This is a genomic window from Mangrovibacterium diazotrophicum, from assembly GCF_003610535.1.
Lineage (GTDB): Bacteria > Bacteroidota > Bacteroidia > Bacteroidales > Prolixibacteraceae > Mangrovibacterium > Mangrovibacterium diazotrophicum.
In genome coordinates, this window is sequence record NZ_RAPN01000001.1 from 655407 (window position 1) to 669506 (window position 14100).

The window sequence follows — 14100 nt, forward strand, 5'->3', positions numbered from 1 at the left end:
TCATTAAAATTTAAGGTTTAGACCTACTTGATAAGTAACTGTTGAAGGACCGTTACCGTTTTGCAAGGTTGTTGTTGCGTATTCCGGATCCCATCCGACATAATCAGTGAACGTGAATGGGTTCAGGATATTCAAATAGATACGAGCATAAGACAAATGTGCTTTGCTAATCAACGTTTTGTCGAAAGTATAACCGAGAGTAATATTCCGCACTTTCACAAAAGAAGCGTCCTGATAACTACCATTACTTCCGTAGAAATTCCCCGTGTACCCGTACAACGGCATTTTCGCATCCGCATTTTCTTCTGAGGTTGTCCAAGTCATCCAAGGTTGACCAGAATCATCAATATCGAAGGTACTCCAGTCAGCACGAGGAACTCCTCCGGGTACATAGTAATCCATATTTACTTTTGGACGTCCGCGTTGGCTGTTCGCTGATGGTCCGAATTCCTGCAGGAACCGGTCGTTTACAAATACACCCTGCCGAGTGTAAATATTGAATGATAAGTCGAGTTTCTTATAGCTTAAAGTTGAAGTAACACTTCCTGTCCATGACGGGTCAATCGAACCTAAAATTACTTTGTCGTCCGTAGTCATTTCACCATCCTTGTCAGTATCAATAGCTCTGGCATAACCAGGTCTGTCGGCACCCATTGCACTACGTTCGTCGGATGACATCGCAGACCAGTCGGCGTAGTTATATACGCCATTAACTTTATAATCGTAGATAACATTGATTGGCTCATCGATAAAACGAGCTTCATTCACGACGTCTTCTTTTTTACCGTACAAACTGCGAATCGCGTTTCGGTTACTTGCAAAAGTGAAAGACGTTGTCCAGCGCCAGTCAGTATTTTCAATATTGACGGTATTGACCGTGATTTCAATACCTCGGTTATTCACTGACCCGATGTTATCTGTCATGTCGTCAACACCAGACTCGATCGTCAGCGTGCGGCTCATCAACAACCCATCCGATAGTTTGTCGTAAAGATCAACAGCACCGTTCACCTTGTTATTGAACAAACCAAAGTCGAAACCAAAGTTCCATTCGCGGGTTCTCTCCCATGTTAACGCAGTATTCACAGGCGAACCCACTCCAAATCCGCTAACAACAGTTCCATCAAAGTCATAATAAACTGTTGAATCGGTATTCGGAGTCTGCATAGTGCTGTATGCACTAATGTTGTTGTTACCGGAATAACCAAAACTCAAACGCGCTTTTAAGTTTGACAACCATCTAACGTCTTGCATAAATGGCTCTTCAGATACACGCCAGCCCAAGGCTGCAGATGGGAAAGCTGCCCATTTGTCGGCCAACTTTGAACTACCGTCATAACGTACGGTACCGGTAACCATGTATTTACCGGCATAGTCGTAATTAGCACGAGCTGCAAAAGAAAGCATTGATGTTTGGCTATAGCCACTCTCTGAATTTCCTGTTCCGATCGTACCTCCCAGCATGTTATACCAGCCTGAATCGTATGCAAAATCTTCCGCATAAATTGACAGGTATTCGTATCTCGTTTTATATGCCGATTGAATGAACGTGAAATTAAGGTTGTGATCAACATTGAATCGACGATTGTAGTTAACCACATTATCCCACGTCCAGTCAAAAGACTCTTGATTATCGTTTTCCGCCTGGCTTACAGAACGGTTTGAGTTGGCCTCATAGTAATAGCCAATTCGGGTTCTGTTAAAACGGGGCGAGAATGTTGACTTAATGCTCAAACCTTCGATTGGGCGAACTTCAACGAACGCACTACCCAGAATGTCAAAGCGACGAGTTTCATGTGAACCGGATTGAATTTCGATCAATGGGTTTGCTGATGATGTGAAGTTACCGTCACCATTAATAGAAGCTTTAATACCCGGTTGTTCAATCAGATTACCTTCTTCATCATATGCCGGAAGAACAACTGGCATACGCATCAAATCCCGGTATCCATATTGAGAACCAGTATTCACAATTTGGTGAGACATGGTAAAGTTTGCTCCGGTAGAAAAATACTTGCTGGCTTTGTGATTAATCGAGCCTTTGAACACATATTTATCCATCTTCTCTTCCAGAAAGTTACCCTCTTCTTTTTGGTAACCTGCACCAATGTTATAAGAAATATCTTGAGCCATGCCCGAGATGTTCACGTAGTGGTTTTGCTGTGAACCATTTTTAGTTCCCAGGCCCAACCAATCGGTATATTTTTGGTCGTAAAGGGCTTGGTTAACAATCGTTGAATTCTGCGTTACAGCAGTCTTGTTTGAACTGGTTAAGGTATAAGTTTGGTTCGTTTCGTCCCATGTGTAATAGCGAGATGTACGGAAATCAGTCCACTCGCGACCATCCATAAAATCCGGAATACGGGTGATTTCGCGTACGCCATAGTAACCATCATAAGAGATCGATAATTTTGATTTTGCAGCCGAAGCGCCTTTTGTTTGGACAATTACAACCCCGTTTGAACCACGTGAACCGTAGATGGCAGTAGAAGAAGCATCTTTCAGCACATCAATTTTTTCAATATCCGATGGGTTCAGGAAGTCGATGTCGTCGACAATAATACCATCGACCACGTATAGCGGATCGCCGCTGTTGAGCGAGTTTTGACCACGTACCTGGATCGAAAAGCCAGCTCCCGGACGAGTTGAGTTTGTGGTGATATCGACCCCGGCAGATGCTCCCTGCAACGCTCCCATTACTGAGGAGGTACCTACAGAAGCGATACGTTCAGCAGAAACTGAGCTGATTGAACCGGTCAAATCACTTTTTTTCATTGAGCCGTAACCAACAGCAACAACTTCTTCAATGCCGATGGTTTCTTCTTCCAAAACAACTGAAATAGACGATTTTCCGGCAACCGGAACTTCTTGGGTTTGCATCCCCACAAATGAGAATACAAGAATCGCATCTCCGGCAACGTTCGAAAGGGTATAGTTACCATCAAAATCAGTCACCATACCATTAGTCGTTCCTTTTACAACGACAGTTACCCCCGGTAAACCAAGTCCGTTTACATCGGTAACCGTACCTGTAACGGTTAGCACTTGTTGAGAACCTGTTTCGTTATCCTTTGTCAGTACAATTTGGCGGCCCTCGATTTTATAGTTAATATCGGTGCCGTTAAAAAGTTGCTCCAGAACTTGCTGAATATTTGCGTTGTCAACCTTCAGATCAGCTTTTCTGGTAACATCGATAACACTTCTGCTGTACAGAAAGTAGTAGCTTGATTCTTCTTCGATAGTCTGAAAAATATTCTCCATCGTCGTGTTTTTCATGTCGACAGAGATCTGCGTGCCTTGCGCAGCCGTTTTTACGGCGAATGACTGGAATACAGTCAGCAAGACCAAAAGACATGTGAATTTCATAAGTAACAGTGTTTTCCGAATCCAAAGAGGTATCCCTCCCTGGGAAATGGGTTTACATTTTTTTTTCATAAATTTGATCTGTATTATTTTATTTAATAAACACTTGTAGCCTGTTGTGAATGTGCAAGATTCACTGCAGGCTTCTTCTTTATTTCTTCAATAAATGAATTCGTTTTTTGTTGTCGATTTTCTCAACCCGATAACGTATTTGCAAGGCATTCGAAATAAGATTCATACACTGGTCTACTTTCTCGTTTTCCAATGTACAGGTTAACTCATAGTCGCTGATACTTTTGTCATCCATCACAATATCAATGTTGTACCAACGGCTTATCTTTTTCAGAGCCAATTCCAATCGTTCATTCTGAATAATCAAGCGGCCATCAATCCAACCAATTGCACTGCTGCTTTTCACTTCACGTTGGACCATCTTTTTAGCATCAACATTAAATTGCAGTTGTTCACCCGGTAACAACTCTGCGTTTCCTGACTTACTTTCGAGCTGTATTTTTCCCTCCAAAAGTGTAGCTTCAAAAAACTGGTCTTTACTGTAGCCATTCACATTGAAATGGGTACCGGTGACAAGAGTCTTCATCATCGGATTATTCACAACAAACGGGTGTTGCTTATCCGCTTCAACTTCAAAATAGGCTTCACCGTCAACATAAACTTCTCGTTTGGCACCTGTAAATTGTTCAGGATAACGAAACGTCGTCCCATCATTTAACCAAACTCTCGTCCCATCGGCTAATTGAAGACTTGTTCGCGTACCGGGCTTGGTGTAAATTTCCCGAATTCCGAAACCGGCATTTTCGGCAGAAGGAGAGACCGGAACAACCGGCTTTTGGAAATACAAATAAGCTGTAAACAGCATCAATGGTAAGATTAAGACGGCCGCCACCCGATAAAACAGCTGGATAAATCTGTTTACATTCGACCGAGAATGCTTATTAATCTGGTTGATTGAATCGGTTGGAATCCTGAATTTGGTTTTCAGGAGCATCGTGTCGAAGTCTGGCTTCTGCCCTTTTAAATGGATTTCATTATTTGTCCACAGATCACCCAAAATCATTCGGGCGACAGCTTCATTCTGAGGAACCGATAGCCACTGTTTTATTTTATTCGACTCTTCAGGCGTAGTTTTACCTTCTAAAAAGCGTCTTATATCGTTAGGTTCTATATTCATTTGGTCTTTTTACATACCTACTACGAAATGAATAAGCCCCTACCCCTATCCGAACCAAAAAAAAATTACTGACTAATTAAAAAATAGTACAAAATCGAAATAATTTTGTCCTCGCCAAGCTTTTCCCGAATTGTCCTCAACGCAGCAGAAACCTGATTTTCAACTGTTTTAACAGACAACCCTAGTTTTTGCGCAATTTCTTTGTACGAATAGCCTTGTTCCCTGCTCAGTTTAAAAATTTCTTTGCGCTTTTCCGGCAATTCGTCTATGATTCCGTTTGCCAACGACTCGATGTTATTAAATTCAACGGTATGCGTTGTTTCCTCTGACTCAAAGGAACTGTTCTCCCCCCAACGGCTCATTTTACGCTTCTCCGCTGTATCTTTTCGAAGCCAGGAAATGGTCTCGGAATATGTAATCGAAAATAAAAAGGATTTAAAAGAAAGATACTCATTAATTTCCGGGCGTTTTTCCCATACCTTCAGGAATACCTGCTGGGTAATCTCTTCAGCGATATAAGGCTCTTTAGCGATACTAAGAGCAAACGCATAAAGTCGTTCTGAATATTTCTTGAATAATGTGGAAAATGCTGAAATGTCACCTGACTTTAGTAATTCAACATTTTCACGATCTTCATTCCTATCCATCAATCGTCAATTGTTTTCGGCTATTACAAAACTATAAAATTATCGAACTTTTAACGGATAGAGTTTCAAAAATGCATCACAATGTTAAGGGCAAAAAAAACAGGCCCAACACAAATGTTGAACCTGTAACGAAAATTAGATTTGAGATTTTCGCGGATTGGTCTCAATTTAAACTAATTCTCCCAAAAATCTTTAGCCCTATTAAACTTAATGCATATCGTTCTCAATTCTGGACTCTTACTTTTCCAATTTGAAGATTCCGTACGAAACAGCGTCCGCATCCACTTTTAAATCAGTTTTCCCGGCACTGACCACAATGTTTTTAACCAAAACAGGATTAGCGGACGCGAAACCTTCCAGTTGAATATTGCATGATGCAGCCTTGCCCAGCGGGTTCAGAACAACCAGGTAAGTGTCGGTTTCGTTGCTGCGGGTATAAGCCAGCGGATAAGCACATTTTTCAGCATACACAAAGTTGATGTCTCCATCCATGCCCAGCGCATCGGTTGCTTTGCGCAGTCGAATCAGCTCACGGGTAAAGTTCAGCAAGGATGAAGGATCTCCTTCTTCAGAAGCCACATTTGGTCTGAAAGTTGCCGAATCAAGTGGCAGGTAGAAGTCTTTTTCATCGGCTGTTGAAAAACCGGCTCCGGCACTGGTATCCCACTGCATTGGTGTGCGTGTTCCGGCGCGGTTGTATTTATCCTTGAGCAGGCTTCCTTCTTTATTCGGAAGATGATCGATGAACTTCAAACCGATTTCGTCACCATAATACACCAACGGTATACTTTTCAGCGTCATAAAGAAGGTCATGGCCACTTTCAGCTGGTCGACTGTGTTGCGCGAACCGGCTGCCGGGCGCTGAAAATCGTGGTTGGCCGTTGGTACACTTACAAAGCCCTGGTCACCGACCTCCTGCAAATTCTGCATATAAACTTTTACAAAATCGGTTGGTGTGCCTTTTCCATCGAGGCGGAAGTAACAGCTATCGCGTGGATAAGTGCCTTCTTCGTTGAAGAACATAGCACTGTAAGCGTCCGGGCCCAAATGTATCATAAAGTCCATCATGAATCCCGCTTTAATGGCTCGACCAGGATTACCCCATTCCGCAATCAACACACTCTCCGGGTACTTGCTCTGCATGTGATTCCGGATTTCATGCCACAGTTTATTGGTTTCAACCTTATCCGGGTCGTTCTTAATCAAGGACGGAGCCATGTCAACCCGGAAACCATCGGCACCTTTTTCCAACCAAAAATCCATAATCTTCATCAGCTCGGCGCGGGTTTTCATCGGTCCTTCGGCGGTTACCGGCTGTTCCCAAGGGTGACTTGGATCCGGATTGGCGAAACCATAGTTCAAAGCCGGTTGGCATTCGAAGAAGTTGCGGCGGTAATTGCCGTTGCGTCCGAATTTGCCCGAAACATAGCGGTCGGGTTTAATGGTCGAGTCGTTGGTCCAGATGTAGCGGTCGGTATAAGCATTGCGCTTTTTCTTCTGCGACTCAATAAACCAAGGGTGTTTATCCGAAGTGTGGCCGGCTACCAGGTCAAGGCAAACGTGCATGCCGCGTTTATGTGCTTCGGCAAATAAACGATACAGATCTTCGTTTGTGCCATAGCGCGGCGCCACTTTGTAAAAATCCGTCACGTCGTAACCGGCATCCATAAACTCCGATTCAAAGCAGGGATTCAGCCACAGGGCATTCACGCCAAGAGATTGTATGTAGTCGAGTTTTTCAATAATCCCGTTGATATCACCAATTCCATCTCCATCGGTATCCTTAAAACTTTGCGGATAAATCTGGTAGAAATAGGCTTCTTTCATCCAGGCCGGCACAGGCTTAAACCCATTATCCTGCGCCGCCAGAGATGAAACAAACAAAATGAACAGTAAAGTTATAATTTGAAATTTTCGCATGTTTTTCGTTTTGTATTGCCACTTCGGGCAACGATTGTTTCCTATTTTCTGAGCAATAAAAGGTGATGCTGCCCCGACCGTTTAATGGGCCAGGACAGCAATAAAAATGTCAAAAAAAATAAATCAGTTAACTCCTGTAACTCAATAAAAGACTAATTAAAAGCGTCGTATCCCGGGTTCTGGGTAATATTTTTGTCGGCATCATAAGCCGTCAACGGAACCGGGAATAAGATTTTATAGGTGTCAGTAACCTCTTCTTTTTCGTAGCGGGCTTCGCAATATTTGTTGAAGCGAATCATGTCGTTACGACGGGAGTTTTCCCAGTACAGTTCGTAACCACGTTCGTTGTAAATAGCTTCAAGCGACAAATCGCCGGCATTCAAGGTAGTTGCGCCGCGGGTCGAACGCAGGGTATTGATGTCCGTCAACGCACCGCCGGTATCTCCTTTGCGGAACTTGGCTTCGGCACGCATCAGGTAAACATCAGCCAAACGGTAGTAACTCCAGTCGTTTTGGCTTGCACCCGGATAGGAAGTTGCTGCATCCGGAGCATATTTCACTACGCGGACCCCTTCTTCTTCCAACGAGTTTTCAACGCTGAACTCCGGTGTGAAAATCAGCGGACGGCCACCATCTTTAGTCACCAGTGCTTCGCCCGAAGTGCTGTATTGCTGACCAACCAGCAAACCAAGATTGAAACCGGTTACCGACTTCAAACGATCATCGGAGAAACGCGGGTCTGTTTGATCCCAGGTTTCATAGAAGGTTGGCGTTGTACAGCAGCCATTCCACAGGTTCGACGTTGAATAGGTACCAAAAGCCTGGTTATAGTCCAAAGTCATGTTTACCCAAGGAATACCGCCAATACCCAATGAAGAGTCGTAGACAATCGGCAAAATTGTTTCGGTGGAATTCATGTAATCGGCGTTATCGGCCAGGAAAAGCTTCCAGTAGTCGTCAGCGAGCGAATACAAACCAGAGTTGATGATGTCGTCGCAAGTCGAAATTGTTTCGTCCCATTTTGTATCACCATCTGTGAACTCAGGTGCTGTTCCGGTATAAACCTGGTAGTTCAGGTAAATTTTTGCCAACAGTGTTTGCGCTGCACCGCGGGTTACACGACCGTAAGGAACTCCTCCTTTTTCAGCTAACTCGGGAATAATTTCCTCCAACTCGCTGATCATCTTTGCGACGATCTGTGCGCGGGTGTAATATTCCGGATCAGCCGCATAGTCGTACTCCGTATATTCGCGGTAAGGCATTTTGCCAAAACAGTCGTTCATTAAATACATCGACAACACACGCACAAAGCGAACTTCAGCAATATACTCGTTGATCTCGTCGGTTTTTTCCAGCTGATCCATGTAATACAAGGCCACATTACAACGGGCAAAACCAATCAGGTAGCTGTTCCAGGTATTTTTGATGTAGCTGTTCGAGGCATCGTAATCGTGTGTGAACAGGTTGCGGTAAGCTGAGCTGTTCCAGTTGGCACCACGCGTCGGGAAAGCCACTTCATCGGTACAGGTTTCCAGCGCTAACCAGCCCGCACCGCGGCTTTGCAAGTCGCGCAGGAAAGTATAGGCCGGGGCAACCAGCATACCTACATTCTCGGAATCCGCAATAATAGCCGAACCGTTTTGTTCGTCGAGGACTTCTTCTTCCAGATCAGTACAGCTGTAGATTCCGACACTCAAAATCAGGAGGGTTATATAGAATATTTTTTTCATACTGCTATCTTCTTTACGGGTTAAAATTCAACGTTTACACCAACTGTAAAAGTTCTGGCTTTCGGGTAGTTTGTCCACCCGATACCCAAAGCAGGTACTCCGTTTGAAACACGGGTTGTATTCACCTCCGGATCGTATCCGCTGTATTTGGTAATTACAAACAGGTTGTTTCCGGAAGCATAAGCGCGCAAACGGCTGAAATATTTTTGGTTAGGTAATTTGAAGGTATAACCAAGAGTTGCGTTTGACAGGCGCAGGTAAGAACCATCTTCGATGAAACGGCTTGAGTAGTTCAGTACGTTGCTGGTTGATTCACCACGGGTCAGGGCGTCAGGAGTCACATTCCAACCGCTTGAAAACAAGCTCATTTGATCCATGATGTTTGCCAGGTTGTTGTAGATATCGTTGCCATGTACACCGTTGAAATTCAATGTAAAATCAAGTTGTTTCCAAACAACCGAAGTGCTGAAGTTGTAAGTGAAGTCGGGCAAAGCATTACCGATGACTCCTTCAACCTCGTCGCCGTTTTCATCGGTTTCGAAAATGCTTTCGCCATTTTCATCAAATCCAAGGAAAGTCATCCCCCAGAAAGTTCCGAGCGGTTCGTTGTTGATGATGTATTGCGAAGGAGTTCCGGTGATACCGGGGCCGCTTGGGTAACCAGTCGGGATTTTCGACACATCCATGTTTTTCACCATGTTATTGATGGTCGAGAAGTTCACATTAGCCGACCATTTGAAGTCTTTCTTCGAAATGATCACACCATCCAGCGAGATTTCCAAACCTTTGTTGATGATGTTCATGTCCATGTTCGTCCAGTAAGTCGAAGTTGGAGCAGGCATCTTGGTTGAAACCTCCATCTGAACATCGGTTGTGTTTTTATAGTACAAATCAATTGTTCCGCTCAAACGGCCTTTCCACAAACCAAAGTCAAGTCCCCAGTTGTATTGGGTTGTTTTTTCCCATTTCAAGTCGGGGTTCGGTGTACGTGTCAGGGTGTAACCGGGAGTCAAAGTTGAACCGCCGTCCAAAACAGCACCGGTTACCGATCCTAAAGTAGCTTGTGAAATTTTCGAGGTAATTTCCTGGTTACCGGTGATACCCCAGCCCATGCGCATTTTCAAATTTGAAATTGCTTCAATGTTTTTCACAAAACCTTCCTCGCTCATCTGCCATGCAAACGCAGCCGATGGGAAGTAACCGTATTTGTTGTTTTCACCGAACTTGGTCGAACCGTCAGCACGAAAGTTGGCAGTCAGCAAATACTTGTTTTTCAAATTGTAGTTTACACGTCCGAAGAACGATTGTAACTCGTTCACCGTGATATCAGAACCGGTGGTTGCCTGGGTGTATTTTCCCAAAGTCAGGTCGTACAGGTTATCGATATCACTTGTTTCAAAACCCGACTCGCTCATGTAATAGCTGTAGATTCGGAACTTTTGATACGAGAAACCGCCCAGGAAATCAAATTTGTGAATTTCATTCAGATCCATTTTGTACATCAGGTAGTTTTCAATCATGTTCGATGAAAGCTCCACGTTACCGATGGTAGCCGTACCTTCGTCCGACATGTATGAAAGCTGTGCATCCTGTGTTACTTTACGGGTCGCTTTTGTCTGGTCTGTCGACAGATTCACTTTGTATTGCAATCCTTTCAAAATGTCGAGTGTTGCTGAAAGACTTCCCAAAACACGGTCAGTTTGCGTGTTGTCATCAGTCAGGTCAATCATGGCAACCGGGTTGCGAACCTGGTCTGAAAGCTGGTAGTAAGTTCCGTCTTCGTTGAAAACCGGGTAAGTCGGATTCAGTTTGAGGGCCGACAAAAGTAAGTCACCTTCAACCCCTCCGGTTTCGCCAAGCGGCGCACGTTGGTCGTTTACACGAGAAGCAGTCAGGCCGATTTCAATATTCAAACGGTCATTAAAAGTTTTGGCACCAAAAGCCAAACGGCCTGAATATTTTTCCATTCCGGTCTTCTTGATGATACCTTCCTGGTTCAAATAGCCCAAAGAAGCGCGGTAGTTCGAGTTTTCAGAGCCACCGGTCAACGACAGGCTGTGGCTTGATGTAACGGCTGTGCGGAAAATTTCATCCTGCCAGTTGGTGCTCGCACCTTTGTCGTCCGAAGCTAAATCCAGGTCAGCACGGGCAGCATTGTATTCGTCAGCCGAAAGCACATCGTACTGGTGAGGCAAAACCGAAACACCGGTATAACCTGAATAGGTCGCTTTCGCCTGTCCTTTTTTACCTTTTTTCGTTGTTACCAAAACAACACCGTTTGCACCGCGCGAACCATAGATTGCTGTTGCTGAGGCATCTTTCAAAATATCGATGGATTCGATATCGTCCGGGTTCAGGAAGTTCAACGGGTTTTTGGATGCAGCATCACCAACACCGGTTGTTGAAGCGCCTTCGGGCTGTGCATCGGTAATATCCAATGGAATTCCGTCAATTACATACAGCGGTTCCTGGCCTGAACGGATTGAGTTTGCACCGCGAACCTGCACACTTACTCCAGCTCCCGGTTCACCACCATTCGATGTAATGTTCACCCCGGCTACTCGTCCCTGAATCAGGTCGGTCGGAGACACACTCACGCCACGGTTAAAGTCTTCTGCCTTCAGCGAAGACACCGCTCCGGTCACATCTTTCTTTTTAACTGAACCGTAACCAATGGCTACCACCTCGTTAATTCCGAAGGTTTCATCCTGCATCACCACATTCAGCGACTTTTGGCCGGCAACTGCAACTTCCTGTACACGCATACCAATGAAGGAGAACACCAGCGTCACGTCGTCCGGAAGAGCGTCGAAGCTGAACTTTCCTTCAATATCGGTGATGGTACCTGTCGTTGTTCCCTTAATTAAAACAGAAACTCCGGGTAGTCCCTCCCCGCTCGAATCCACGACCGTTCCGCTCACTTTCTGCTGAGCAGGCTGTGATGTTTTCGACTCAACGCGGCTGACAACAATATTCCGGTCAATGATCTGGTAATTGTATTCATTCGGGTCGAGCACTTTCTTCATCAGTTGCTCAATGTTGGCATCCTTCAAATCCAGGTTATAACGTTTGTCCAGGTCTAGCTGGTCCGTTTTAAACAAGAATCCGAACTCGGTAATGCGTTCAATTTCATCGAAAACGTCGATGATCGTGGCATTCTTCATACTCAGGTCAAACGAAGTTTCCTGTGAATAACTCCGCCCGGCAATAGCCATAACCGAGAAAAATAAAAATATCGATGTTAGTTTCATAACAAGAAAAACCTTCCTCATGCCAGACAGAGAGCTGTCTGGTAAATGTTGTTTTTTATTCATAGTTTTGCTTTGTGTTGATGTAACAATGGGTCTTGGTTGCGGCAAACTCCCTTGACCTGTTTAACTCAAAAAAACGCGAACCGGGTTAGTGTCCAGCTTGCCCGGTTTTTTATTTTCATTTCGGAATATTCACATAGGCAATTTCTTTTTTGGGGGATTGAACTTTCATGATTTTGAATTATCAGTAAATAATTACAATGTCTTTCCCACTGGCTGTTTCCTGCACCCGATAGTCAATGTGTGTGCTCTGTTTCAGCATTTTCAGAACCTGGTTGACGGTTGTCGATTTTCGAATAATTCCGGTGTAGCGGAAATCGCGCAATTCCTGATTTTCGAAAACAAAAGTCACATCGTACCAATGACTGAGCTCGTTGAAAATATCTTCCATCCGCTGATCGCGAATAACAAATTTGCCATCCTTCCAAGCCGAAACAATATTTGGGGAAAATCTGCTGACATCCATTTTCCGGCTGTCTCTGTCGAAACGGGCAATCTCCCCAGGCACCAGCGCCACAATCTCTTTCCGCTTGTCCGAGAGAATATCTACTTTTCCTTCCATCAGTGAAGTTTCCACCACATTCGATTCCGGATAAGCCTTAATATTGAAGCTGGTTCCAAGATCCCGAATTACGAGCGAACCGGCAGTCACTTCCATCGGACAATCATCCCGGTGGGTAACTTCAAAAAAGGCCTCCCCTTTCAGGCTGACCAAGCGGCGGTTTGTTTGCTTGTCTTCACTGTAAGTGAGCTCCGAATCCGAGTTCAACCAAATTTTGGTGCTGTCCGGCAACTCAATCACGCTAATGCTTCCCTTGGTTGATCGATAACGCTGCACTTGCGCAATAGCAGTCTCCGAAGTTTGTTTTGAAAGGAAATATCCGGCCACCCCACCCACCAGCAACGTGAGAGCCAACACCGCAGCAACCTGAACAGAACGTAGCCAGAGTGCACGCATATTCTTGCCTTTTTTCCGCTTTTGTTGAAGATCGGACCATTGGGTTGATTGCTTTAACTGATCGTAGCGTTTGAGTTTTTCGTTCCAATCGCTGCCGTTAACAATGCGATCGAACAACTGCTTGTTGGCCTCCGATTCAGCCAGCCACTTTTGTAAGTCGGGCTGCATCTCGCGAGTCGAACTTTGCATGTAGTCCTCAATCAAACGAGCAATTCGAAACGATATCTGGATATTTTCTTTCATTTAGTATTCCTTTTACTTCTGTAAGGAACACTCATCTAAAAAAAGTGGGTGATAGAAAACAAGAAAATTTTAGCCTACACTTATAATTTGAAGGATAAACTGAAGATCCCTTAGCTGATTCCGAAGAACGGAATAGGCTTTTAACTTATGGGTTTTCACTGTATTAACTGAAATTTCGAGCAACTCGGCAATTTCTTTATTATTTTTTCCGGTGAGTGATAATTTCAAAATTTTTTGTGCCTGCTCGGGTAATCCGGCGATTTTTTGGTGAATGGAAGCAGCTATTTCTTCCTCAATAATTGCCTCCAGCAGATAATCTTCAGAGGCCAGTTTTTGAATTTCCTGCTCTGCCTCGGTATCGGTGTTTTTAATCTTTCGCAATTCATTCAGGCACTTGTTGCGAATCGACCGGTAAAAGTAAACTTTCAGCGAAATGGAGTCCGAAAAATCAGCGTGCTTCTCCCAATAGGCAATAAACACATCCTGAACAAGATCGCGGCACACCTCATCAGACTTGATAAAGCCCAAAGCAAACGACTGAAAATAGGCAAAATTAGCTTCATAAAACCGACGAAACTCAGCCTCACTTCCAGTCTGCAATTTATCGATATTGCCAACAAGATTCATTCAACAAACAGATGAGATTAGATAACACACGACTCTCCGACACAGTTGCAAAGATTGCGTGAATATAAAAAAGAAATTACGGAAACGTACCCGCGAGATTAAATTTCTGTAA

At 44.3% G+C, this 14100-nt stretch carries 8 protein-coding genes; all 8 read right to left on the reverse strand.

The features are described from left to right. Nucleotides 1-3 precede the first annotated feature (3 nt). On the reverse strand, nucleotides 4-3366 hold the full coding sequence (locus BC643_RS02825) for a TonB-dependent receptor (RefSeq protein ID WP_170154434.1): 3363 nt from the start codon (nucleotides 3364-3366) through the stop codon (nucleotides 4-6). 148 nt (nucleotides 3367-3514) lie between these two features. Next, a complete protein-coding gene (locus BC643_RS02830) occupies nucleotides 3515-4552 on the reverse strand; it encodes a FecR family protein (RefSeq protein ID WP_120271653.1) in 1038 nt (345 codons plus the stop codon). Between the two features lie 65 nt (nucleotides 4553-4617). Then, on the reverse strand, nucleotides 4618-5199 hold the full coding sequence (locus BC643_RS02835; RefSeq protein WP_120271654.1) for an RNA polymerase sigma factor: 582 nt from the start codon (nucleotides 5197-5199) through the stop codon (nucleotides 4618-4620). Nucleotides 5200-5436: 237 nt separating this feature from the next. Beyond that, nucleotides 5437-7119, reverse strand: a complete 1683-nt coding sequence (locus tag BC643_RS02845) for an alpha-amylase family glycosyl hydrolase (RefSeq protein WP_120271656.1) — start codon at nucleotides 7117-7119, stop codon at nucleotides 5437-5439. A 152-nt stretch (nucleotides 7120-7271) separates the two neighbouring features. Next, the gene (locus BC643_RS02850) at nucleotides 7272-8849 is read right to left on the reverse strand and encodes a RagB/SusD family nutrient uptake outer membrane protein (protein WP_120271657.1); all 1578 of its coding nucleotides are present in this window, start codon (nucleotides 8847-8849) and stop codon (nucleotides 7272-7274) included. Between the two features lie 20 nt (nucleotides 8850-8869). Further along, nucleotides 8870-12100: a TonB-dependent receptor gene (locus tag BC643_RS02855; protein ID WP_211337958.1), complete on the reverse strand. Its 3231-nt coding sequence runs from the start codon at nucleotides 12098-12100 to the stop codon at nucleotides 8870-8872. Nucleotides 12101-12344: 244 nt separating this feature from the next. Beyond that, on the reverse strand, nucleotides 12345-13361 hold the full coding sequence (locus BC643_RS02860) for a FecR family protein (protein ID WP_120271658.1): 1017 nt from the start codon (nucleotides 13359-13361) through the stop codon (nucleotides 12345-12347). Between the two features lie 69 nt (nucleotides 13362-13430). Next, nucleotides 13431-13988 (reverse strand): RNA polymerase sigma-70 factor, encoded by a 558-nt coding sequence (locus tag BC643_RS02865; RefSeq protein WP_120271659.1) that lies wholly within the window; start codon nucleotides 13986-13988, stop codon nucleotides 13431-13433. Nucleotides 13989-14100 lie beyond the last annotated feature (112 nt).

What these genes read in the sequence shown, in the direction of transcription:
- BC643_RS02825 (WP_170154434.1), bottom strand. Translation starts at nt 3,366, where the DNA reads ATGAAATTCACATGTCTTTTGGTCTTGCTGACTGTATTCCAGTCATTC.
- BC643_RS02835 (WP_120271654.1), bottom strand. Translation starts at nt 5,199, where the DNA reads ATGGATAGGAATGAAGATCGTGAAAATGTTGAATTACTAAAGTCAGGT.
- BC643_RS02850 (WP_120271657.1), bottom strand. Translation starts at nt 8,849, where the DNA reads ATGAAAAAAATATTCTATATAACCCTCCTGATTTTGAGTGTCGGAATC.
- BC643_RS02830 (WP_120271653.1), bottom strand. Translation starts at nt 4,552, where the DNA reads ATGAATATAGAACCTAACGATATAAGACGCTTTTTAGAAGGTAAAACT.
- BC643_RS02845 (WP_120271656.1), bottom strand. Translation starts at nt 7,119, where the DNA reads ATGCGAAAATTTCAAATTATAACTTTACTGTTCATTTTGTTTGTTTCA.
- BC643_RS02855 (WP_211337958.1), bottom strand. Translation starts at nt 12,100, where the DNA reads ATGAAACTAACATCGATATTTTTATTTTTCTCGGTTATGGCTATTGCC.
- BC643_RS02860 (WP_120271658.1), bottom strand. Translation starts at nt 13,361, where the DNA reads ATGAAAGAAAATATCCAGATATCGTTTCGAATTGCTCGTTTGATTGAG.
- BC643_RS02865 (WP_120271659.1), bottom strand. Translation starts at nt 13,988, where the DNA reads ATGAATCTTGTTGGCAATATCGATAAATTGCAGACTGGAAGTGAGGCT.